Genomic DNA, 22,297 nt, shown 5'->3' on the forward strand with positions numbered 1-22,297 from the left:
GGTGTCGCGGGCCGTCCGGCCAGGGAGCGGGGGGCTCGCGGTCATAGAGCTGCGACAACGGCCACGACTTCGGCCGTGGCTGCATCGTCTCCTCCACGATGCGACGAGGGCGCGGTGTCCGGCCGGCGAGGCGAAGCACAATGGCCTTGCATCGCTCGGGGTCATCCCGGCCCGCTTTGAGCAGGAGCCAGTAGTAGGTTCCGGCCTCGCGTTTGTCCGTAGGTTCGTCGGACTCATCAGCCGCCAGGCGCCGCTCGGCTTCGCGCAGGAGGATGTCCGCCAGCTCTTGACAGAGCGGCAAGCCCTCGATGCGGCGCTCCATCGACATCCACGTCTTGAGGAGCCGCAACACCTCCACCCATGCCAACGTGAAGGCCTCCTGACTGTGGGCGACAATCCAGCTCAGGACAGGCATCCACAGAAAGATCGATGCGGGTAAGCGGAAGCGAGCGCGATACTCCGCGACGAGCGCAGGGGGAAGCGCATCCTTCAGCGCCTTGGTAGGGAACGGCTCCGTCGTGGCGTACAGGAACCTCGTGAGGAAGCGCCGCAGCAGCTCGCCATCCTCTGCCAGGAGCGTGGGCTTCAACCTCTCGAGTACCTGGTCCGGCTGGGACGTGAACGCGACTGCTTCGACGAAGAGGTCCGCGAGGACGTCGGCAGCCCCCTGCCGCGCGGCCTTCACCTCCTGCTGCCACCGCTCGATATTGGCCGTGGCGGTGCTGCCCGGCATCTCCAGCAGGTGGAGGGCCACCAGCCGGAGGGGGCGGTGCCATCTCGGATTGGCGGCGCGCTTCCGGAGCTCCTCAGAGGAGCCGGCAATGAGCTTGCCGAGCAGGAACTGCTGCCGGGCATAGTCGCCCACTAGGTCATGCGCGAAGCCCACCGCACTGTCCTGCTCCTGAAGAATCCCGAGGGGAGTGAGCACGGGGAGCTTCGTCTCAAGCTCGGTTGGGAGATCGGCGACCGCCGTGAGGTGCCGTCTCTGGTCCGATTCCTCCATGGCCAGTCTCTGTAAGGCACCACGCTGAATATCACGCGGAACGTACCGCTCCCAGAACCATTTGATAATGCTGGCCTCGCCAGTAATGTCGTTGACCGAGGGAAGACGCTGCAGCTGTGCCGCACGAGCGAACAGGTCCAGCAACTTCGGGCGGGTCATCAGCGGGAGGAGGTCTCGACGCCCCAGCAGGGGAGCCAGCCCGGGGAACCGCGCGGCGACGAGCGGCAGATCGGCATCCTTCAGGAGTGGCACGACGATGGGCTGGAACGCCAGCTCGGGGCAGCCGGCCTGGACGAGCCGGTAGCGACATTCTTCCCAGGCGGCGAGCTGGCAGATCGCCACGAGATGCCAAGGGGAATCCGCCGCGTCCAACCGGAGTGCGTCAATGACCCTGGCGGTGGCCCGCAGCTCGTCTTCATCGCCAAGCTTCTCGAGGCCGTCGATGACGAGCATGGCTTCGGGGTAGGGCGCCTCGCGCAGGGCATCCGACAGCTCGCACTCACGGTCCAGACGCTCGAGCTCAGGAGCGTGGAGACACCATGTTGCCGCGGGGAGGAGCTGGCCGGAGACGGCCCCCTTCACGAGCGCTGACTTTCCGGTCCCCGATTCACCCAGCAAGACCACGGCCCGGTGCTGGCTAGAGACGTCCTTGAGCTCTTGTAACAGTGCGGGCCTCGGCAGCCGCAGGTCCGGACCAATGGAGTCCACCACACCCGTCAGCCAGTTCCGATGGGTGCGGTCGAGCATGTCCCAAGTGCGGCGGTTCTTTGCCAGGACCCGTGGAGGGACAAGCAGATCCGCGCATGCCTGGGCAATGACCTGCGCCGGGCAGGCGTACAAGGTGCCGGCAACGGCCTTGTTTCTCGGGTTCAGCAGGGTCGCGCGCACGATGCCAGCAATCGCCCCTTCGACCAGACAGGGACTTCCGGAGATGCCAAGCACGGGCATTCCATCTCCCGCTGCGGCTTCCATGCAGAAGAGCTGTTGAGCCCATGTTTCATCGGCGGCTCCGAGGTGATCCCGGATCTCGCCTCGGATGGCCATGCCCTCGACGGGCCGTGCGGCCGGAAAGCCAAAGCCGTCGAAGGCTCCTCCGGACTCGCGCACCTCGCAGAGAGGGAGAGGAGTCGCTCCAGGAGCCGTCTTGCATCGCAGCAGGGCCCAGTCGGCAACCGGGTCAAAGCGCACCACGGTTGCTTCCGTGAGCTGTTTCGGAAACTGGAGGACGATAGGCGCTGGGTAGAATGCGGGCGGGCTGACCTTCCGGTCCGCCACTACATGCAACGCCGTCAGGACGAGATCTCCTCGTCCAGCCGCATCCAGTACCAGCACGCCTGTCCCCCGCGACTCGCCGACGGTGATCCTCGCGATCGCAGCGCGTACCTCAGCTTGCATTCACCAAGCTTATGCCTCCCCGCGCCCTGGCGGTCCATGAAATTGGAGCCTCCACTCCTCCCTGGAGGCCCGGCTGATGTGTGCCCGGTCTTGGAGAGGCTATAGTGCGCAGTATGGACGAGACGCTCTATCGCGCAACAGCCCGGGTAGAGATCCTTCAGGACGGGAGCCGGGTCGACTGGGGAACGGGCTTCCTCGTAGGCCCCCGGCACCTGCTCACCGCATTCCATGTCGTCAAGCCGTGCGTGCCGGGGCCAGATGCGCTGCGCATCCGCCTCATCTTCCGGTACCTGGGGAACCACGAGACGGAGGCCACCCTGGAGGGAGGAGCTTGGGACGCGGAGGAGGACTGGGCGCTCCTGGAGTGTGTCCACCCGCCCAGCGGGGTAATTCCGCTGGCTCTTGGGACAGCCGAGTCCGCGGGGGGCCCCTTCAAGACCTTCGGCTTCGCGAAGGGCGCCAACTCCCAGGACGGAGATGTTTTTTCTGGGGAGATTGAGAACCCGCGGGCTGAGTACGGCAAGGTCCAGGCGCTCCAGCTCTACTCCCGGCAGGTCGCGGCGGGACTGGGGACCAACATCCAGGGGCTGTCGGGCGGGCCCATCCTCGCGGAGGGGGTGGTGGTTGGCATCGTTCGCTCCTTCCTAATGAACAAGGACAAGGGAGCCGTGGCGGGCACCATCTACGCGTGCCCTACGGCACCCGTCATCCAGTCCGCCGTGGCGGGTCCGCTGGTCCGGACGGATGTGTGCGTGGGCTTGCCTCCACTGCCCACCAATCTCTCACTGCCACCCGAGCCTTTCCGGTACCTGAACTTCTACACGCGAGAGGACGCGCGGCTGTTCTTCGGGCGCTGCCGGGAGATCGAGACGCTCTGCCGCATGGTGACAGAGCCGGACCGGCTCCCGCTCATCCTGCTGTATGGGCAGTCCGGGGTGGGAAAGTCCTCTCTCCTTCAGGCGGGGCTCTTTCCGCGGCTGGAGGCGGACTGGGACGTCCGGTATCGCCGTCGCAGCCAGGAGTTGGGGCTGCTGGGCGGACTCGCTGCGGAGCTGGGATGCGGGAGCCTGGAGCCGCAGGCGATTGAAGAGGCATGGCGCGCTCGGGAGAACAGCCAAGGCGTGAAGCCGCTCCTCATCCTCTTGGATCAGGTTGAGGAGATCTTCACCCGGCCGCGTCCTACCTCCGGCGCTCCTACCGACGCGGCCAAGGAGGAGCTCAACGCGCTCGTGGGCGTACTGCACCGACATTACGTGGGCTTGGCGGAGCCCCCTCGCAGCAGGCTCATCCTGTCCTTCCGCAAGGACTGGCAATCCGAGATCGAGGCGGCGATCAAGACGTGGAGCATGAATGCGGGAGCCGTGTTCATCCCTCCGGTGGACAGGGCCGCGGTGAAGGAGATCATGCTGGGGCTTGAGCGTGACAAGCGCCTGCGCGACCGCTACCAGCTGACCATCGAGCCGGAGCTCGTCCCACTGCTCGTGGACGATCTCACCCGGGATCGTGAGTCCCCCGTAGCGCCGTCCCTCCAGGTGCTGCTGACGAACCTCTGGAAGCAGGCCGTCGCTAAGTCGCGCGCCAGCCCCGCCTTCACCCGGCAGCTCTATGAGCCGATGCGGACTAGCCTGGGCCTGGAGGCGTTCCTCGATCAGCAGCTCGCCGCGCTGCCAGAGCGGGCCCGCCAGCTTGGCGGCAAGGGCCTGACGCTGGATCTGCTCGCGTTCCACACCACCACGGCCGGAGTGGCCGAGCGCCGCACCGAGGCCGACCGCAGGAGCGAGTACGGGGACAAGGCCGAGGCGGCCGAGTACTTGGCCCAGGAGCTCAAGCGGGTGTACCTGTTGGTGGACCCGCCCGAGGACTCCACGGAGGGGGCAAAGGCGACGCGCTTGGTGCATGACACGCTGGGGCCAATCGTGCGCAAGCGCTTCGCGGAGTCAGGGCTGCCTGGGCAGCGGGCCCGCCGGGTGCTGGAGAACCGGGCAGTCGATTGGCGGGACAAGGCCCAGGGCCCACTGCTGGACGAGCATGACGTAGCCCTGGCCGAACAGGGCACGGCGGGCATGCGTGCGCTGGCGCCTCATGAGCGGCTCTGCCTGGAGGCGAGCCAGAAGCGGAGGCAACACAACCAGAAGGTGCGCTGGTTCATCCGGACGGTCTTCGCGCTGGCGGGCGTCTTCATCTGTGGGCTCGCGTTCTGGGTGTGGCGCAGCAACACGGAGCTGGAGAAGCAGATGCGCCAGACGGCCCGCAGTCAGGCCGTCGCGCTGCTGGAGATGGCCGAGGAGCAGCTGGCGGCGGACAAGAAGCCCCTTGACGTACTGCCCTACGTGGACCGGGCTGTTACGCTCGCACCTGAGGACGATGAGAGGCTGCCGCTCTACCTCAACAAGGCCGTCCAGATGGCGCTCAGCGCGCCAGTGCTGGTGGGGGCCCTCTCCGATACAGGCTCATCGCAGGGAGGGAGACTCGGCCGGGATGGCCGGCAGGCCCTCAGCGTCGAGAACTCCGGCGAGATGGAGGCCCTGAGGTTCGAGTTCTCCAGCCCAAAGGCTGGTTTGCAGGGCGTCACCCGCCGCCACCTGAAGACGAGCAGTGGCAGCCAGGTCAACTCCGCCACCGCCCGGCTTAGCCCTGATGGACGCTGGGCGGTAGGGGTCGAGCATGAGTTCAATGATTTGTGGAAGGTCGGGCGTGGTGAGCCCTCCAGTTCCGCAAGGACGCTCGTGATCTGGAACCTGGAAAGCGGAGAGCGCGCCCTGTCGAAGCCCACCTCGGGCTCCGTGGACCTGGAGTGGGGATCGGACAGCAAGAGCCTCTGGCAGGTAGAACACCACCGGGCCGAGGTCATCGCGCTGTTCGATGGGGTCCATTGGATGGAGAAAGCGCACGCCTGGACGTCCGCCTCGAACACGCTCTTCATTCCAGTCGTCAGCTCTGTAGCTCGTGCTCCCATCGATCAAGTGCTCCTGGCGGAAGAACTCCAGCAAGACGGCATGGCAGCCTGCGGCTTCAAACTGGGCGACCCGCTCTCTGGAGACGCGCGCCCCATCACCTCGGTGCAAGAGGGCTGTCAGAGGGTTTTGAGTGCGGCCATCAGCCGGAACGAGAATTTTCTGGCGCTGTTACTCATCGAGCCTGACACGTTCCCGCTTGCTGGAACGTGGGCATCTCCCAATGATAATGATGAAGAGGAGCCGCTTCGCGAAACGAAGTTGGAGCTGCGTGTCATTGATCGGCAGGGTGATCAGCACTGGAGCGAGGTCCGGAGCATCAATCGGCTACCGGCTTCTGGAGTGCTGCTCTCGCTGGATGACGATGGACAGCGCGCCATCTTCACGGTGAATCAGACGGCTGTGCAAGGTGTCTTCGGCCTCCCCCTGCTTTGGAAAAAGGGAGAGAAGATCCGGCAAACCACAGAGGCGGATGGTTTTCCCGGGACAAAGGCCATGGCGGAGAGACACGCATTGGGAGAAGCCTTCCTCCTCCGAGAAGCGGTGCTCAATAAAGCCACGGTAGTGGACGCCACCATCCCAACGGACCGGTCCTGGCTCATGGTCCAACAGAGGGGGGGGAGCCTCACTGTCTGGCCTAGGAGCGCTCTGCGGACCGCAGAGGAGAACTTCGTGGCGAAGCCTGAAATCGAAGGCTTTATTACGGGGGGCTTTTCCTGGGATGGAAAGTACCTAGTCGGAAACACAGACAAGTCACTCATCGTCTGGACGGTAGAGCCTCACAAGATCAGCTCTTTCCCTTCGCGGCATGCAGCCTCGGAGCAGGCGGTCGTGCGATCCACGAGATCACCCTCAAGGCGCTGGGCCGCACTGGTGACGATGGAAGAGTCGCCTCCGCGGTTCGTCGCGGAAGTCTTCAACCTGGAGACGCAGAAGTGGGAATACACCACCTCCAGGGATGGGTCGTTTCATGCGTTCAGACTCAACGATGATGGCGGACTCACGGTCCTTGATGGCGATAGCCGATGGTACCGCTTCAACCCGAAGGAGTCGTGGATGGCCAGCCTAGGTGAGCCTTTGGCTTCCGGGCTCGAGCTTGCTGCTCCAGGAAAGATGCTGATGCTCGTGTCTGGAATGACGCGGGAGATCTTTCAATTCTCGGATGGTCCCCAAGAGGACACGCTGATGCCTCTGGCTGAACAACTGCTCCAAGAGGCACACAGCATTGAGCTGGGGACGAATCACGTGCAACTCGGGCATGGGAGCCACCTGAAGTTCACCCTCGTGAGCTCCGGTGGCGCAAGCAAGCTGACCGTCGGTGAGGGAGACCTGCAGATCACCCCGCCCAGACGTGAGGATCTGCCCAGAGGCCAATGGGTCTTCAGTGAAGACGGGCGCTTGTTCGCGGAGGTCACTTCCAAGGAGATCCGGCTCTGGTTCCACGACGGCACGGGCCTGGGGAAGCTCCAGCCTAGGAGCAACATCGTGGATGCGTACTTCCACGAAGACAAGGGGACGATCTATCTGCGGACCGCGTCGGAGTCCGGCGAGATCCGCGACCACTTCGTCTTCGAGCGGTTCAAGTCCAAGCCTGCCTGGGCCGGCCAGATCTCCAAGGCCGTGATGGGACAGATCGCCAGCGAGAATGGGCTCACCCTGGAATCCGATGCCTCACTGCTGAGCGGCCCTGGGCGCGAGGCCTTCTTCAAAGCCTTGCGAGAGGACTCGAGCCAGGCCGCGCGGTTGCTTCGCCGCTACTATGGGCTGCCAGAGTAGCGCATGGCTCAGTGCGCGTGGATGCGCGGTTCGACGAGGCCCAGTGTGGAGGTGAAATTACCCGGTTCGTAGAGTGTCCCGTTCAGACTTACGCCCCGTCGGAATCCGCCCACTCCCGGGGCACTCTTGGATTGAGCCTGCCCCGGTTTTGGCTCTCCCGCACTTTGTGTGGTTCACAAGCGAGGGAGCAGGCAAGAACGCAGGAGGCTGGTGGGGCGAGTACACTTGGAGATGAAAGAGTCGTACTCGATCCCTGGCTGTCAGGTGGAGCGGGTGGTGCGCAGCGGCTCCACGCAAACCGTCCTCATGGTGCGCACGGAGCGTCGAGGTGCGCAGTGCCCTTCCTGCAAGCAACATAGCGACGCCCCGCACAGCACCTATGTACGTCGACCAGCCGACCTGCCCTCCGCGGGGCGTGTGGTTCAGTTCGAGCTGCATGTGCGCCGCTTTTCCTGTCGCAATACGAGGTGCGAGCGCCGCACATTCTCGGAGCGCCTGCCCCGCCTGCTGGCCCCGAATGCCCGGCGCACGCGCCGGCTCGCTCGTGCTCAGTGCTCAGTGGGCATGACGGCCGGGGCGGAGACTGGCGCCAGACTTCTCAAACCCCTGGCCATGCAGACGAGTCCCGACACGCTGCTGCGGCTCATGCACCACACCCCTCTGCCCGCGCAGACACCGCCCCCAGGTGGTCGGTGTGGATGATTGGGCCTCGCGCAAAGGGCGCACCTACGGCTCCATCCTTGTCGACCTGAAGCAGCACCGCGTCGTTGACTTGTTGCCCGACCGGTCGGCTCCCACCCTGGCTGCATGGCTGCGTCGACCCCCGGGTGTCGACGTCATCGCCCGGGACCGATCGAGTGAATATGCGCGCAGCAACGGAGGGGGCTCCCCAAGCCCAACAGGTCGCGGACCGCTGGCACCTGCTGCTCAACGGGCGGCAGATGGTGGAACGCTGGCTGACAGGGGTTCACGCGCGGCTGCGTGCACTGCCTGAAGCGCCGAACTCGGATACCGCCCCAGTGCACCGTCATGCCAGCTTTCCGCGTACTCGCAGCGAGGCGCGTGCTCGTGAGGAGAGCCGGGCTCGACGCCTCTCCGTGTATCAGGCCGTGCGCCGCCGCCACCTGGCCGGGGAGCCGCTGCTGAAAAATCAGCCACACCTTGCGGCTGGCGCGCGGGACGGTGCGCAAGTACGCCTTCGCGCCGAGCTTTCCAGAGCGCGCAGCGCGTGAGCCCGGTCCGAGCATTCTCGACCCCTATCTGGAGTATCTCGCCCAGAGACACGCCAAGGGCTGCGAGAACGCGTTGGCCCTCTGGCGGGAGATTCACGCCCAGAGATTCAAGGGCACATCACGGCAGATGCATCGCTGGCTACAGTCGCGGCGCACGACAGTGGCGCGCTCGACACCTCGCATACGCCGCGACAATGACTCGACGCTGAACCTGCCGCGCCCCGGTGGAGCGCTCCCCTCGCCCAAGCAACTGGCGTGGCTGTGCGTTCAGCCGAAAGCCGCGCTCCCCCCCACCGAGGTGGCCACGGTGGCGTAAGTACTCGCCGGAGCCCGTCGTGACGTAAGCGCAGAGGCGTGAGCATGTCCGTCGCCACCAAGGAGGCGGAAGAGATGGACATGAAGGAGCAGGCGGAGACGTTCCGGCGGCAGGTACTTGAGCGAGGCGAAGTGGGCCCGCGGACGCGCTACACGCGGGAGCAGAGACAGGAAGCGGTGGCGTACATGCGAGCCCGCCAGCAAGAAGGGGCGAGCAGGGAGGAAGCGGCGAAGGAGTTGGGCGTGAGCAGTTGGACGCTCAGCCGCTGGGGCAGCGCGGCCCGCCGAGCCACCCAGGAGGAGCCGACGCGGAGCGCGCTGGTAGCTGTAGAGGTGAAGGCCGCGAGCACCGAGGCCAGAAGAGGGGGGCTGGTGGTGCACGGGCCCGGAGGAGTACGGGTGGAGGGGCTGTCGGTCGAGGACGCGGTGGCATTGCTGCGAGGGCTGGCGTGATTGGTTCCACGCGCAGGCTCGCGGTGTACGCCTACGGGCAGCCGTGCGACATGCGCAAGAGCTTCGATGCGCTGTGCGGGCTGGTAACGCAGGGGCTGGAGCGCGACTTCCTCTCGGGCGATGTCTTCCTGTTCGTCGGACGCGACAGGAAGAGGGCCAAGGCGCTCTTCTGGGACGGCACCGGCTTGTGTCTGTACGCCAAGCGGCTGGAGAAAGGACGCTTCGCCCCGCTGTGGCAGCGCGAGAGGGGCGCGCAGACGCTTCAGCTGACGGTGTCGGAGCTGGCCCTGTTCCTGGAAGGCAGCGAGTTGGTGGGACGAGCGCCGCTGTCGCCGACGCCGTACACGCTGGCCCCCCTCTTCCAGCCGGAGGAGGCCGGTGCGGTGACTTCGTGAGTCATGCGGTGCGGACTACTTGCGCGGGAGGGTGGAGCCATGTCACTACCGGCGCATGAGCTTCCAGCTGGAAACGGAGAAGGACATGGAGAGTCTGCGTCAGGCGGCCCTCCTGCTGGAGGCGGAAAACAGACGCCTGGTGGCGCGCGTGGTGGAGCTCACGCGCAAGCTGATGAGCGCCCAGGGCAAGGACGCCGAGGAGTTGCAGCTGCGCTTGCAGGAGGTGGAGCGGCAGCTGGCGCAGCGCACCGCCGAGCTGTTCGGCCCCTCCAGTGAGAAGCGTCCCCGCCCCAGACAGGACGAGGGGGACAAGCCCGAGGAGGCCACGCCGCAGCAAGGCCATGGCCCGCGCCCCCAGCCCACGCTGCCGACGCTGGAAATGGTGCACACGCTGGACGAGCCAGACAAGCAGTGTCCCAAGTGCGGTGGGGCGCTGGCCGAAATGGAGGGCTGCTACGAGGAGGCCGAGGAGGTGGACGTGGTGGAGCGGCGCTTCGTGCTACGCCGCCACAAGCGACAGAAGTACCGCTGCGGCTGCGGCGGGTGCGTGGAGACAGCCCTGGGCCCACCCAAGCTCCAGCCCGGCGGGCGCTACTCCGTGGACTTCGCCGTGCAGGTCGCCATCGCCAAGTACCTCGACCACCTGCCGCTGGAGAGGCAGGTGAGAAGCATGGCGCGAGAGGGCCTCTCGGTGGATAGCCAGACGCTGTGGGACCAGGTGGAGGCCCTGGCCCGCCTGCTTTCCCCCGCGCATACGGCGCTGCACGCGGCGCTGCTGACACGCGAGGTGCTGGGCGGTGACGAGACACGCTGGCCACTGCTCGGCAGCAAGAATCAGAAACGCTGGCACGCCTGGGCACTGTGCGCGCCCGACGCCGTCATCTACCGGATTGCCGAGGGCCGCACCGCCGAGGAGGCCCGGGCCATGCTCGAGGACTTCCGCGGAATCCTCATGGTGGACGGGCTGGGCAGCTATGAAAGCTACGCTGGGCACGGCGGGCGCTTCACCCTGGTGAACTGCTGGGCTCACGTGCGACGCAAATTCGTCGAGTGCGAGGTGATGTTTCCTCAGGCCAACGAGGCCATTGAGCTCATCGCCGAGCTGTACACACTGGAGCGCGAGTACAAGGCAGGGCCGCCGGACGCGGCGCGACTGCTGGAGCTGCGCCAGCACAAGAGCCGGGCTGTAATCGACCGGCTGCACCAGTGGGCGCGCGGGGTGCGGGCCCTGCCCGGCAGTGCCCTGGGGCAGGCGGTGAAGTACATGAGCAACCTGTGGCCGGGGCTGACGCGCTTCTTGTCGGACGCGCGAGTGCCGCTGGACAACAACGCCACGGAGCGGGCGCTGCGCGGGCTGGTGGTGGGCCGCAAAAACCATTACGGCAGCCGCAGCCGACGCGGCACCGAAGTGGCCGCGCTCTTCTACAGCCTGCTGGAGACCGCGAAGCTGTGCGGGGTGGACCCCAAGCGCTACCTACGTGAGGCCGCGCTGGCCGCGCTGCGAGGAGACGAGATTCCTCTGCCCCACCAGCTCGTGGATGCCGCGGCTGGCTGACGCGCCGTGCTGCTCTCCACTTCCGACCTCACATGGACGCCGCGATTGTCTGAATCGTCGCGGTGCTCGCATCCTCACGCCCTGGGCTCGGCGTCAACCTCCGTCTCGACGGGGCTCGGCGAGGTCTTACCCAGAGCGAGGTCGCGCTTGTCCTCGCCATCCAGGCCCGGCCCGTCCTTGAACAACCCCAGGCAATCGCCCGGCGTACCTTGCCGCTCGCAGAAGCTCCCGTAGGACCGCGCCAAGGGCGTGCGCCACTCCTCGCCTGTGAGCGGGAAGGAGGCCAGTGCCAGCTTCCGGTGGAGGTAGAGCGGGAAACGGGAGCCGGCCACCCGCAGCGGCATGTTCAACACCAGGGTGGCGAGGGCTTCGTTGAGCTCGAAGTCGCTCACCTGCACGGCCCCAAATCGGGTGGGCAGGGAGAGGCGAACCAGCTCATCCGCGGCCTCGCCTTCCTCCACCTCCTCGGCCTCCGCTTCAGCCGTGGGAGGCCGGGCGTCCTCATGGAAACGGGGTGTCGGTGGCCGGTAGGACGACCCCACCCGCAGGCCGCCCCGAGGAACACCCGCGGCACACGCGACGTGGAGAAAGAGGACGATGAGGGCCCAAGCACCGAACCAGGGGTGCTGCCGCGTGCCTGCCGGGCGCGAACCAACAAGACGGGTGGACACGCCACACCTCCGATAAAGGGACTGGCCCCAGGATTAGCGGGATGGGCGTCGACAGCCCCACCGCCACTCACGGCTGTGTGCCGGGATCACCACTGCCGGGAGTTGCTTGTCGCGGTCCCCTGCCCTTTGCGGCAGACGGATGCCATGGATGAGAAGCTGCGACACGCTCTGGGGGACGCGGCCCGGGCTGCTCGCCTGCGGCTGGGCCTCACGCAGGCGGAGGTGGCCAAGAAGGTGCGCCTGAAGTCCGGGGTCTGCGGGAGAGTCGAGCGGGGCTCGATGGTACCGAGCGTGCCCACCCTGCGGCGGATCTGCGAGACCCTGGGCATCTCCTCGGATGCGCTCCTGACCAGGAGGGCGTCGCGTAGAAATGAAAAAGCCCCCGAGTCACTTGGACTCGGAGGCTCTTTCGGGTTGCCCAGGGCGGGATTCGAACCCGCACACCTTTCGGCGCCACCCCCTCAAGATGGTGTGTCTACCAGTTCCACCACCTGGGCGATTCCGCTGCGGCCTCGACTGCCTGCTCCGCACCGGCGACGACGGCGCCTCTAGTACCACGAACCGCGCCGTCTTCAACAACGATTTTTAACTCCCTCGCCACCCGATTCCTTCCCGGGTGGCTTACCCGCCTACTGGCCGGGCGCCGGAGCGGGAGCCGGGGTCTCGGCCGGCCGCGGCTGCTCCACCGTGCTCGGAGTGCCCGGAGCCGTCTGCTGCTGCGCGGGAGCCGTGCCCGTGGGAGGCGCCGCCTCCTGCGGGTTCGCCGGGGGCACCTGGCCCGCCGGAGGAGCGCCCGTGCCCGTCTGCGCCGGAGCCGTCGGCTGCGCCGCAGGCTTCGCCACCGCGCCCGCCGCCACCGAGGTGCGCATGCCCACGAAGGACAGGCCCAGCGACGTCAGGAAGAACAGTGCCGCGCAGATGCCCGTCACCTTGGTGAGGAAGGTCGTCGCACCACGCCCACCGAAGGCGCTCGTCGCCGCACCACCACCCAGGGCCGAACCCATGCCGGCGTCCTTCCCGGGCTGCAACAGGATGACGAAGATCATGAACACGCACAGGAGGACGTGCACGATCGTCACGAAGGTCAACATGCTTTAAGCTCTTCTTTCCGGTCCTGGATGAAAGGCCGCGCAGCCTAACCGAACGGCCCCGGCGGTGACAATCTTCCTGAAGATCAGCTCGCGCCCTTCAGGATCCCCACGAAATCCGCCGCCTTGAGGCTCGCCCCACCCACCAGGGCCCCGTCCACGTCCGGCTGCCCCAGCAGCTCGGCCGCGTTGTCCGGCTTCACGCTGCCGCCGTACTGGATGCGCACCTGCTCCGCCGTCCCCCGGTCGTAGAGCCGACCGAGCTGCTCGCGGATGGCCCGGTGCACCTCCTGGGCCTGGGCGCTGGTGGCCGTCCGGCCCGTCCCAATCGCCCACACCGGCTCATAGGCCAGGACGAAGCCCGCCACCTCGGCCGCCTGGAAGCCCTTCAGCGCCCCCGCCACCTGCCGCTCCACCACCTCCAGGGTGCGGTTGGCCTCGCGCTCGGCGAGCGTCTCGCCCACGCAGACAATGGGCTTCATCCCCGCGCCCAGCACCGCTCGGGTGCGCTTGTTCACCGTCTCGTCCGTCTCGCCGAAGTACTGCCGGCGCTCGGAGTGGCCCACGATGACGTAGGCGCACCCCACGTCCTTGAGCATCTGCGCGGACACCTCGCCGGTGTACGCCCCGCTGGCCTCCCAGTGGCAATTCTGGGCGGCCAGCTTCACGGCCGAGCCCTCCAGCTCCTTCGCCACCGCCTGCAGCGACACGAAGGGCGGCGCCACGGCGATCTCCACCCGGTCCCCCGGGAGCGAGGCCACCAGTCCCTTCAGCTCTCGCACCAGGGCGAGCGCCTCGGAGACGGTCTTGTTCATCTTCCAGTTGCCGGCGATCACCTTCCGACGCGCCTGTGCCGCCATGAGGACTCCCTCCCGTGGTGCGAGTGCGGTGGACTGCTTGGACTACGCCTTGGTCTCCAGCGCCTTCACGCCCGGCAGCTCGCGACCCTCGAGGAACTCCAGCGAGGCGCCACCACCAGTGGACACGTGGCTCAGCTTGCTGGCCATCCCCATCTCGTTCACGGCCGCGGCGCTGTCGCCACCGCCCACGATGGTGATGGCGTCCTTGTTGGCGGCCATGGCCATGGCCACGTCGCGCGTGCCGGCGGCGTACTTCTCCACCTCGAACATGCCCATGGGGCCGTTCCAGATGACCGTCTTCGCGCTCCGGATGTGCTGGGCGTACATCGCCCGCGTCTTCGGGCCGATGTCCAGGCCCATCAGGTCCGCGGGGATGGCCCGGTCCGCCACTTCGCTCGCCACGCCCTTGTCCGTGGGCTCGGTGCTGCAGATGTGGTCGATGGGCAGCACGAGCGAGGTCTTCAGCCGCTGCGCTGCCTCCAGCATGCGCGTGGCCAGCGACAGCTTGTCCTCCTCCACGCGGCTCTTGCCCACCTCAATCCCCTGCGCCTTGAGGAAGGTGTAGGCCATGGCGCCACCGACGAGCAGCGCGTCCACCTTGGGCAGCAGGCTCTCGATGACCTTGATCTTGTCGCTCACCTTGGCGCCGCCCAGGATGGCCACGAAGGGCTTGGCCGGGGTCTTCAGCGCGCCGCCGAGGTACTCCAGCTCCTTGCGCATCAGCAGGCCGGCGCCCTTCTCCTTGACGAAGGGCACCATGCCGGCGGTGGAGGCATGGGCGCGGTGCGCGGTGCCGAAGGCGTCGTTGATGTAGACGTCGGCGAAGGAGGCCAGCTCGCGCGCGAAGGCCTCGTCGTTGGCCTCCTCCTCCTTGTGGAAGCGCAGGTTCTCGAGCATGAGCACCTGCCCGTCCTTCATGTCCTTCACCAGCTTGCGCACGCCGTCACCCACGCAGTCGTCGGCGAGGATGACCTCGTGCTTGGGGCCGAGCATCTCGGTGAGGCGGCTGGCGGCCGGCTCCAGCGAGAGCTTCGGGTCCGGCCCCTTGGGGCGTCCGAGGTGGGAGGCCAGAATCACCTTCCCGCCCAGGTCCAGCGCCCGCCGGATGGTCGGCAGCGCCTCGCGGATGCGGGTGTCATCGGTGATGCGCTTGCCTTCCAGGGGAACGTTGAAGTCCACCCGGATGAAGACGCGCTTCCCGGTGAGCTGCATGTCGTCGATGTAGCGGATCATCTCGGTCCTCACACTCGGAACGCCCGTTGGACTGCCTGACTAGATGCCCTTGGAGGCCAGGAACTTCGCCGTATCCACCATGCGGTTGGAGAAGCCCCACTCGTTGTCGTACCAGGACATGATCTTGAGCAGGTTGTCGCCCATCACCATGGTGTTGGTGGAGTCGAAGATGGAGGAGTGCGGGTTGCCGTTGTAGTCGACGGAGACGGTCATCTCGTCGTTGTACTGGAGGATGCCCTTGAGCGGGCCCTCGGCGGCGGCCCTGAAGGCGGCGTTGACGGCGTCCACCGTGACGGACTTGCTCGTCACCACGCTCAGGTCCACCAGGGACACGTTCGGGGTGGGCACGCGCACGGACAGGCCGTGCATCTTGCCCTTGAGGGCCGGGAGCACCTCACCGATGGACTTGGCGGCACCGGTGGAGGACGGGATCATCGACAGGGCGGCGGCGCGAGCGCGGCGCAGATCCTTGTGCGTGAGGTCCAGGATGCGCTGGTCGTTGGTGTAGCTGTGGATGGTGGTCATCACCCCCTTCTCGATGCCGAAGTTGTCCAGCAGCACCTTGCCCAGCGGCGCCAGGCAGTTGGTGGTGCACGAGGCATTGGAGAGGATGTGGTGCTTCTTCGGGTCGTACTGGTCGTGGTTGATGCCGTAGGCGATCGTCAGGTCCGGGCCCTTGGCCGGCGCGGAGATGATGACCTTCTTGGCGCCCGCGGCCATGTGCTTGGCGGCGTCGTCGCGCTCGGTGAAGCGGCCGGTGCACTCCATCACGATGTCGGCGCCCAGGGACTTCCAGGGCAGCGCGCTCGGATCCTTCTGGGCGGTGACGGCGATCTCCTTGCCGTCGATGACGATGCCCTTGTCCGTGGCCTTCACGGTGCCCGGCCACATGCCGTGGACGGAGTCGTACTTGAAGAGGTGCGCCAGCGCGGCCGGCTCGTCGAGGTCGTTGATGGCGACGAACTCGACGTTCTCCTTGCGGCTCAGCGCCGCGCGAAGGACGCAACGGCCGATGCGACCGAACCCGTTGATGGCAATCTTGGTGGCCATGTCACAGTCTCCTTGAGAGGTGAAAAGCGCACGACGGGCCGCACGCCCGCCCGACGTGGGAAAGGGCGGCCGACCGTAGGCATGCCGCGCACGCGAGTCAACGCTCAGTGAAGAGTCAATGACGACGCGTGCGCCGTAGCTGAACAGTCAGCAGCAGCAACAGCCACGCAACGGACGCGGTTCCCCCGCCCGCTCGGCAGCCACAGCCCGTCTCCGGGTTTTCGTAGGACTCGGGAATGCGGTCCACCGAGCACGGGGACGTGGCGCCCGTCAGGAGCCCCTGCACGTCGGCTTCCGCCAGCGGCAGGTCTTCCCCGTCAGGTGCGGCGGGAGGAGCAGCCAGGAGGCCCGCCCGCGCGAGGAAGGCCCCCATCACGTAGGCACGCCGCGAGGGGCTGACGATGCCCTCGAAGGGCACGCTCAGGAAGAGCACCTGCCCGCCCGGGGCCGAGACCACGCCCGCGGCCGAGCCCGTCCCCATGTAGCCCAGCACCGGGGAGCCTCCCTCCAAGGGGAGCAGCACGTCCGGCACGCCCACCGGGAAGGAGCCCCGCGTTCCGTCGTCGAGCAGGGTGCCCGAGAGGCCAGGAAGCCAGCCCTCCGGAAGCCCGTTCACCAGGAGGTTGGACATTCCGCACCGGGGCAGGGCGTGGAGGATGTCCTTCAGGAAGGCCTGGTCCTCCGGCCCTCCCGCGGAGAGCACGGAGGCCACATGGCTGCCCGAGAGCAGCAGGTGCCCGCCTCCCAGGACGAAGGTGCGCATGAGTTGCTGCTCGGCCGCCGAGGGACCCGCGCCCCCTACCCCACCCCGCCCGGTGAACCAGTCCAGCATCCGATAGCCCACGGGGGTGAAGAGGCCCGCGGAGATCGCCTCGCTGGTGGCTCCGTCGAAGGCCACCGCGTGCTGCGCCAGCGCCTCACCGTGCCGGCGCAAGGCGGTGCCGTCGTTCATGGACTCCAGGAGTTCGCGTAGAGGGGCATTCAAGCCGTACGCGGAGAGGTCCTCGGCACGAGCCAGTGCCGCGTCCAGCCGGCGGAAGGCGTTGATCACGAGCACCTCCACTCCCCTGCCCGCCTCGGGTACGCGCACCCCCACCACCTCCGAGGGGAAGGACTCTCCTCCGACGTTGAGGGAGGCCACGCGGAAGTACCGCGTGCTCCCCGGCGGCAGGGAGAGAGAGAAGGAGGCGGTGTCCGTCGCGATGCCCTCGTCCCAGGCCAGCCCATCCGCGCTCTGGTAGACGCGATAGCCGGTGGCCTCGTGCCCGCCCAGGTCGAGGGTGTCCCTCACCGGCGCGGCCCACTTCACCTCCACCTGGCCATTCCCAGTGTTTCGAGCCACCAGCGCGGTGGGGGGCTCGGGAGGCAGGTGCGGCTCCAGGCCGTCCCGCGCGGCGAAGTACTTGATGAGGCCCTGCAGGATGGCGCGCGCGGCCACGCGGCGGAACTCCGGCTCCTTCAGGTACGCGGCATCCGCGGGATGGTCGTGGTAGGCCACCTCGAGGAGCACTGACGGCATCTCCGGGTTGTGAACCGGATTCACCTCGCCCAGGTTGGCCGAGCGCAGCGAGCGCACCCTCCAGGTCGGCTCCACCGCGTTGCGGATGTCCCGCGTCATCTCCTCCAGCAGCTTGCGCGCGAGGTCATCGCTGCCCTTCACCCCTTTGAAGTCCAATGTGCCGTCCACTTGGTTGGGGCCATAGACGTACGCCTCGGTGCCTCGGAACCTGTCGTCCGGCTTCGAGAGCCCGGAGGCATTGGTGTGCCAGGCGACGTAGACGGCGTCCTCCCCTTCCTCGTGCAGCCAGGCGGCGAAGCGCGGGCGCGCAGAGACGTCGTCGTTGCGCTCATTGGAGAGCGCGTTGACTCCCGAGGGCGCGAACACCGCGGGCGGCGCGCCGCTGAATTGGGTGTGGTAGCGCGCGCACTCCTCGAAGCGCGGGCGCGCGAGGGGGCCGAGGGCCGCATCCCCGATGTCACCGCTGCCTCCGCCGAAGCGCACCGCATCCATCGACAGGCTGCCCGTCGCCATCGAGTCGTTGAGCGCCACCGCCGAGGCCGTCTCCGGGTGCTGTCCCGCCCGGAAGTAGAAGCGGCCCAGCAGCACCCACGTCCCGCCGTGGCGGCGCTGGTTCACCCGGAAGTGGCTCTCGCCGCCCGCGTGCCGCACCACGTAGTGCGCATCCGGGACTCGGTCCGGGTCCGCGGTGTACGAGACGTAGACGTGGTAGTAGCCGTCGGCCGGAATCGTGGGCGCCCAGGTGGCGCGCGCGGTGGCCGAGGGCGCCGCCGTCATCAGCCGGTTGTCCCCGAGCCGGAAGGGCTGCACCGCGTTCCCCATGGGCACCGACGGCGGCCCCCAGCCAGGAGTGGAGGTGGAGAAGAGCTCCGGGGGACCCTGCTCCGAATAGCCCTCCCGCCCGTTGTCGACGAGGGCCATGCGCGGGTTGAGGTCCGACTCGCGCACGGGAATCACCGTGGCCCCGGCCCCCGTGAGCATCGGCAGCAGGTACTGGTTGAGCGTCTCGATGGAGACGAGGTCCTCGACGATGTCGTTCGTGTTGCCGCGCTGGGTGGCCCACCGGCCCAGGGGCGAGCTGCGGAAGAAGCCGTGCCCTGGGCTCAAATAGAGGGTCTTGCCCGACAGCGCTCCGGTGCGGGTGCGCGTCTGAGGCAGGCCCGCGAGCGCCGACACGCCCACCGCGTCCTCACGGCGCACCAGGGGCGGCTCCGAGGGGCTCCACCGCGTCTCATGGGGCCTCGGGCCCGGGAGCGGGACATAGACGGCGCCGGGGGGCTCCAGGCCGCAATCGAAGGAGAAGGCAGCCTCCTCCTGGGCCTGAACCGAGCCTGGCAGGCAGAGCAGCGAGAGCAGCACCCAAGCGGCGGCATGGACGTGAGCAGGAAGGGCCATGGGGGGGCGGACGTTAGGCCCCGGCGTGAGAGGCGGCAAACGAACCGTGGGTGGTCGCCTGCTCTCCCGCTAACCTGTCCCGTGATGAGCTCTCCCGCACTCACTCCTCTGCCTCCGCCTCCCGAGCCGCGGCCGCCGTCCTATCCGTCTCGCGGCGGCTCCGGCATGCTCGCCTCCCTCAGCCACGCGTGGAATGGGCTGATCCACACCGTCATCCACCAGCGCAACATGCGCGTCCACCTGGTCTCCGCCCTCTTGGTCGGACTGGTGGGCAGCGGCATCTACCTGGGGCTCGCGGAGAAGGTGACGCTCATCTTCTGCGTCCTCCTCATCTTCTTCGCCGAAATCCTCAACAGCGCGCTCGAGCACCTGGTGGACCTCGCCACCCGGCACTTCGATGAGAAGGCCCGCCTCACCAAGGACGCGGCCGCCGCGGGCGTGCTCGTGCTCGCCCTGGGCACCGTCGTCATCTTCTCCGCCATCCTCGTCCACAACTGGGAGACGGTGATCAGCAGCGGGCCGCAGATCGCCCGTCAGGTGGCCCTCGGGGTGCCCCTCGCCGCGTGCGTGACGGGACTGGTGATGCCCCAGCCGCGCTCCCCCTGGTGGGACCGGCTGGCCTTCGTCACGGGCGGCGTCCTCATCGGGGTGCTGGCCATGTACAGCGTCAGCTCCGTCTTCACCGCGATGAACGCCGGCCTGCTCGTCGTCGCCGGGGCCGCGGCTCGCCAGCGGCGCCTGGAGTCCCGGAAGTAACGAGGCCCAGAAACGAAAAAACCGGCTCGAGGGCCGGTTTTCCTTGCCACCTAGGGGCTCGAGCCCCGGGACCTGCCCGGAACTCGGTCGCCCGCTAGGGACGCGTCCATTCTACCGCTTCAGGCTTCCTGGCGAAAGCCCGGCCGGGCCTCGGACGTTGGCGGGGTGACACTCTTGCCCTCGCTCTTGATGTCCTCGGTCACCAGGTCCAACAGCTCGCTGGCAACGCCGATGATCTGGGTGGGGGTGTAACCGCTCGCACGAAGCTGGTTGAAGAAGGTGCGGGCCAGGATTCGAGGGGCCTGCTTGTCAGTGCTCAAGGACGTGTCCTCCAGGGGGGGGTGGGACCGCGCTAATCACGTTGGAATGGGTCTTCAACCCTCGTGCCAGCCGTTGGCTTCCAGACGAATTCCTTATGACTCTCGGGGGGTTGGGAGTTTGAGGGGGGCTGGCGAGCGACCTGGAGATGCGAAGGTCCCTTCGCACCCCGCCGGCCGCTCGGGGGGAAGGCTCGAAAGGGGTGCATCGTCAAGTTCGCACCCCACGGGTCCTCGGTTGTTCAATAGCTTGCATTCCAGGGTGGGGGCGGCGCACATACGCCTCCCCTGTCCCCGGCTTCAGGAGAAGAGCGGCGTATGGCGTATCGGGTAAACAACATCGGGCTGTGGCTGGACGAGTCGGACGAGCTGCTCGGAGAGCGCGCGGCGGAGAAGCTCGGCGTGACCCGGTCGGATCTGGCGTCGGTGCGCGTGGTGCGCTCGGTGCTGGACGCCCGCAAGAAGGGCAGCCCTCGCTACATCTATACGTTGGAGGTGGAGCTGGCCCCGGGGCGTGCGCCCAAGCGGCTGCCGCCGGACGTGAGCGAGACGGCGCCTCCGCCGGAGCCGCCCACGCGCGTGAAGGCCCCCGAGCGGATGCCGGTCATCATCGGCACCGGGCCCGCGGGCCTCTTCTGCGCCCTGTCCCTGCTGGAGCGCGGCGTTCGCACCATCCTCCTGGAGCGCGGCAAGGAAGTCGTGTCGCGGCGGAAAGACGTGGCGAAGCTGATGCGGGATGGCTCGCTGGACCCGGAGAGCAACATGAACTTCGGGGAGGGTGGAGCCGGCGCTTATACGGACGGCAAGCTGTCCACGCGCATCAACCACCCCATGGTGCGCAAGGTCATCGAGACGTTCGCCCGCTGCGGGGCGCCGGACCACATCCTCGTGGACGGCAAGCCACACATCGGCTCGGACCTGCTGCCGGGCGCGGTGGCGAAGCTGCGCGAGGAGCTCATCGCTGGCGGCTGCCAGGTGCTCTTCGAGCACCGGGTGGAGGACGTGCTCTACCGCGACGGCCGGGTGGCGGGCGTGCGGCTGTCGGACGGGCGCATGCTGGAGAGCGACCGGGTGGTGCTCGCCCCGGGCAACTCGGCGCGCGAGCTGTATGAGCGCTTCGCCGCCGACGGGCGCGTGGTCATCGAGCCCAAGCCCTTCGCGCTCGGCTTCCGGGCCGAGCACCCGCAGGGGCTCATCAACTCCATCCAGTACGGGGCCGCGGCGAAGAACCCGCGGCTGCCTCCGGCGGACTACAAGCTGGCGGAGAACCTGGAGGTGGATGGGGAGGTGCGCGGCATCTACTCCTTCTGCATGTGCCCGGGCGGCATCGTGGTGCCCACGCCCACCCAGGACGGGCTGCAGTGCACCAACGGCATGAGCAACTCGCGCCGCAACGCGAAGTACGCCAACGCGGGCATCGTCGTGACGGTGTCCGTGCAGGACTTCGAGCGCGCGGGCTTCCGCGGGCCGCTCGCGGGCCTGGAGTACCAGCGCCACTGGGAGTCCAAGGCGTACGAGCTGGGCGGGGGGAAGTTCTACGCCCCCGCGCAGACGATTCCGGACTACCTCGCCGGGCGCGTGAAGAAGGACCCGGGTGGCACCAGCTACCGGCCGGGGCTGGCGCACACGGACCTCAACAAGCTCTTCGAGCCGAGCCTCACCCAGTCGCTGAAGCAGGCGCTCAAGGCGTTCGACCGGAAGATGCGCGGCTTCATCAGCGAGGAGGGCAAGCTCATCGGCATCGAGAGCCGCACCAGCTCGCCGGTGCGCATCACCCGCGGCGAGGACATGCAGTCCGTGTCGATGCGGGGCCTCTACCCCGCGGGCGAGGGCTGTGGGTACGCTGGCGGCATCGTCTCCTCGGCCATTGATGGACTGCGGGTGGCTGAGCAGATTGCGACCGAGCTTGCCTGAAGCAGGGAGGGAGCCATGCGCTACCGCGTACGCACGCCGGATGGGGAACTGGATTACGCCAGCCTGAGAGACGTGGAGGTGGCGTACGTGCAGGGGCTGGTGGGCCCCGACGACGAGGTGCGCGAGGAGGGCAAGGAGACCTGGCGCAAGGCCGCCAGCCTGCCCACCCTCGCCCGGGCCCGTCCCGAGAAGAAGGGACTGGCCGCGCGGACCCAGCTGCTGAGCGTCCTCGGAGCGGTGGGCCTGGGCGCGGCGGCGCTGGCGCTCATCCTGAGTGACTCCTGGACGCGGCGCGGGCTGGGCATCGTGCTCGCGCTGGCCATGAGCACGCTGCTCATGCGGGTGACTTCCAAGGCGTTCAAGCGGCCAGGCCCTCGTTGAGCCCACTGAACACCGACGTAGCACTCCCGCCCTCC

At 67.6% G+C, this 22,297-nt stretch carries 18 protein-coding genes, 1 tRNA gene and 1 pseudogene; 11 read left to right on the top strand and 9 right to left on the bottom strand.

The genetic code is table 11. The features are described from left to right. On the bottom strand, window positions 1–2,398 hold a 2,398-nt coding region (locus tag VF697_RS00500; RefSeq protein WP_331091139.1), incomplete at its 3' end, for a serine protease. 113 nt (window positions 2,399–2,511) lie between these two features. On the opposite strand from VF697_RS00500, the gene VF697_RS00505 reads away from it, so the two are divergent. The 7 genes from VF697_RS00505 (at window position 2,512) to tnpC (ending at window position 11,078) form a co-directional block, all read left to right on the top strand. Continuing rightward, entirely contained in the window at window positions 2,512–7,128 is a 4,617-nt protein-coding gene (locus VF697_RS00505; RefSeq protein WP_331091142.1) for a serine protease, read from the top strand. Between the two features lie 306 nt (window positions 7,129–7,434). After that, window positions 7,435–7,830 carry a transposase family protein gene (locus VF697_RS00510; RefSeq protein ID WP_331091183.1) on the top strand — a complete coding sequence of 132 codons (396 nt, stop codon included), beginning with the start codon at window positions 7,435–7,437 and terminating at the stop codon, window positions 7,828–7,830. Next, a complete protein-coding gene (locus tag VF697_RS00515; RefSeq protein ID WP_331091144.1) occupies window positions 7,823–8,122 on the top strand; it encodes a transposase in 300 nt (99 codons plus the stop codon). The genes VF697_RS00510 and VF697_RS00515 overlap by 8 nt, the downstream gene beginning before the upstream one ends. Window positions 8,123–8,310: 188 nt before the next feature. Beyond that, a complete protein-coding gene (locus VF697_RS00520) occupies window positions 8,311–8,676 on the top strand; it encodes a hypothetical protein (RefSeq protein ID WP_331091146.1) in 366 nt (121 codons plus the stop codon). A 44-nt stretch (window positions 8,677–8,720) separates the two neighbouring features. Then, a complete protein-coding gene (locus VF697_RS00525; RefSeq protein ID WP_331091147.1) occupies window positions 8,721–9,128 on the top strand; it encodes a transposase in 408 nt (135 codons plus the stop codon). Continuing rightward, window positions 9,125–9,523 carry an IS66 family insertion sequence element accessory protein TnpB gene (tnpB, locus tag VF697_RS00530; protein ID WP_331091149.1) on the top strand — a complete coding sequence of 133 codons (399 nt, stop codon included), beginning with the start codon at window positions 9,125–9,127 and terminating at the stop codon, window positions 9,521–9,523. The genes VF697_RS00525 and tnpB overlap by 4 nt, the downstream gene beginning before the upstream one ends. A gap of 85 nt (window positions 9,524–9,608) precedes the next feature. Next, window positions 9,609–11,078, top strand: a complete 1,470-nt coding sequence (gene tnpC, locus VF697_RS00535; protein WP_331091151.1) for an IS66 family transposase — start codon at window positions 9,609–9,611, stop codon at window positions 11,076–11,078. Window positions 11,079–11,152: 74 nt separating this feature from the next. On the opposite strand, the gene VF697_RS00540 is transcribed toward tnpC, so the two are convergent. Further along, the gene (locus VF697_RS00540; RefSeq protein WP_331091153.1) at window positions 11,153–11,749 is read right to left on the bottom strand and encodes a hypothetical protein; all 597 of its coding nucleotides are present in this window, start codon (window positions 11,747–11,749) and stop codon (window positions 11,153–11,155) included. Window positions 11,750–11,893: 144 nt separating this feature from the next. Here VF697_RS00540 and VF697_RS00545 point away from each other — a divergent pair. Then, window positions 11,894–12,082 (top strand): annotated as a pseudogene (locus VF697_RS00545) (helix-turn-helix domain-containing protein); the annotation flags it as partial. An 82-nt stretch (window positions 12,083–12,164) separates the two neighbouring features. On the opposite strand, the gene VF697_RS00550 reads toward VF697_RS00545, so the two are convergent. The 6 genes from VF697_RS00550 to VF697_RS00575 all read right to left on the bottom strand — a co-directional run bounded on the left by VF697_RS00550 (window position 12,165) and on the right by VF697_RS00575 (window position 18,894). Continuing rightward, a tRNA-Leu gene (locus tag VF697_RS00550) sits at window positions 12,165–12,246 on the bottom strand. A 132-nt stretch (window positions 12,247–12,378) separates the two neighbouring features. Further along, window positions 12,379–12,840: a preprotein translocase subunit SecG gene (gene secG / locus VF697_RS00555; RefSeq protein WP_331091155.1), complete on the bottom strand. Its 462-nt coding sequence runs from the start codon at window positions 12,838–12,840 to the stop codon at window positions 12,379–12,381. Between the two features lie 83 nt (window positions 12,841–12,923). Beyond that, complete coding sequence (tpiA, locus tag VF697_RS00560; protein ID WP_331091157.1) at window positions 12,924–13,697, bottom strand: triose-phosphate isomerase; 774 nt, start codon at window positions 13,695–13,697, stop codon at window positions 12,924–12,926. 42 nt (window positions 13,698–13,739) lie between these two features. Next, window positions 13,740–14,930 carry a phosphoglycerate kinase gene (locus tag VF697_RS00565; RefSeq protein ID WP_331091159.1) on the bottom strand — a complete coding sequence of 397 codons (1,191 nt, stop codon included), beginning with the start codon at window positions 14,928–14,930 and terminating at the stop codon, window positions 13,740–13,742. Window positions 14,931–14,969: 39 nt separating this feature from the next. Next, entirely contained in the window at window positions 14,970–15,980 is a 1,011-nt protein-coding gene (gene gap / locus VF697_RS00570; protein WP_331091161.1) for a type I glyceraldehyde-3-phosphate dehydrogenase, read from the bottom strand. Between the two features lie 115 nt (window positions 15,981–16,095). Then, window positions 16,096–18,894, bottom strand: coding sequence for an N-acetylmuramoyl-L-alanine amidase (locus VF697_RS00575; RefSeq protein ID WP_331091163.1), 2,799 nt, complete (start codon window positions 18,892–18,894; stop codon window positions 16,096–16,098). A 108-nt stretch (window positions 18,895–19,002) separates the two neighbouring features. Here VF697_RS00575 and VF697_RS00580 point away from each other — a divergent pair, with 108 nt between their 5' ends. Next, window positions 19,003–19,650: a diacylglycerol kinase family protein gene (locus VF697_RS00580; protein WP_331091184.1), complete on the top strand. Its 648-nt coding sequence runs from the start codon at window positions 19,003–19,005 to the stop codon at window positions 19,648–19,650. Window positions 19,651–19,769: 119 nt separating this feature from the next. Here VF697_RS00580 and VF697_RS00585 read toward each other — a convergent pair whose 3' ends face one another. Beyond that, window positions 19,770–19,970 (bottom strand): hypothetical protein, encoded by a 201-nt coding sequence (locus tag VF697_RS00585; RefSeq protein ID WP_331091165.1) that lies wholly within the window; start codon window positions 19,968–19,970, stop codon window positions 19,770–19,772. Window positions 19,971–20,285: 315 nt separating this feature from the next. On the opposite strand from VF697_RS00585, the gene VF697_RS00590 reads away from it, so the two are divergent. Together VF697_RS00590 and VF697_RS00595 are read left to right on the top strand one after the other, a co-directional pair. Next, the gene (locus VF697_RS00590) at window positions 20,286–21,881 is read left to right on the top strand and encodes an NAD(P)/FAD-dependent oxidoreductase (RefSeq protein WP_331091167.1); all 1,596 of its coding nucleotides are present in this window, start codon (window positions 20,286–20,288) and stop codon (window positions 21,879–21,881) included. A 15-nt stretch (window positions 21,882–21,896) separates the two neighbouring features. Beyond that, window positions 21,897–22,262 (top strand): hypothetical protein, encoded by a 366-nt coding sequence (locus VF697_RS00595; RefSeq protein WP_331091169.1) that lies wholly within the window; start codon window positions 21,897–21,899, stop codon window positions 22,260–22,262. Window positions 22,263–22,297 lie beyond the last annotated feature (35 nt).

Source organism: Archangium sp. (genome assembly GCF_036388035.1).
Classification (GTDB): Bacteria; Myxococcota; Myxococcia; order Myxococcales; family Myxococcaceae; genus Archangium.

What these genes read in the sequence shown, in the direction of transcription:
- VF697_RS00505 (WP_331091142.1), top strand. Translation starts at nt 2,512, where the DNA reads ATGGACGAGACGCTCTATCGCGCAACAGCCCGGGTAGAGATCCTTCAG.
- VF697_RS00510 (WP_331091183.1), top strand. Translation starts at nt 7,435, where the DNA reads ATGGTGCGCACGGAGCGTCGAGGTGCGCAGTGCCCTTCCTGCAAGCAA.
- VF697_RS00525 (WP_331091147.1), top strand. Translation starts at nt 8,721, where the DNA reads ATGTCCGTCGCCACCAAGGAGGCGGAAGAGATGGACATGAAGGAGCAG.
- tnpC (WP_331091151.1), top strand. Translation starts at nt 9,609, where the DNA reads ATGGAGAGTCTGCGTCAGGCGGCCCTCCTGCTGGAGGCGGAAAACAGA.
- secG (WP_331091155.1), bottom strand. Translation starts at nt 12,840, where the DNA reads ATGTTGACCTTCGTGACGATCGTGCACGTCCTCCTGTGCGTGTTCATG.
- tpiA (WP_331091157.1), bottom strand. Translation starts at nt 13,697, where the DNA reads ATGGCGGCACAGGCGCGTCGGAAGGTGATCGCCGGCAACTGGAAGATG.
- VF697_RS00565 (WP_331091159.1), bottom strand. Translation starts at nt 14,930, where the DNA reads ATGATCCGCTACATCGACGACATGCAGCTCACCGGGAAGCGCGTCTTC.
- gap (WP_331091161.1), bottom strand. Translation starts at nt 15,980, where the DNA reads ATGGCCACCAAGATTGCCATCAACGGGTTCGGTCGCATCGGCCGTTGC.
- VF697_RS00575 (WP_331091163.1), bottom strand. Translation starts at nt 18,894, where the DNA reads ATGGCCCTTCCTGCTCACGTCCATGCCGCCGCTTGGGTGCTGCTCTCG.
- VF697_RS00590 (WP_331091167.1), top strand. Translation starts at nt 20,286, where the DNA reads ATGGCGTATCGGGTAAACAACATCGGGCTGTGGCTGGACGAGTCGGAC.
- VF697_RS00595 (WP_331091169.1), top strand. Translation starts at nt 21,897, where the DNA reads ATGCGCTACCGCGTACGCACGCCGGATGGGGAACTGGATTACGCCAGC.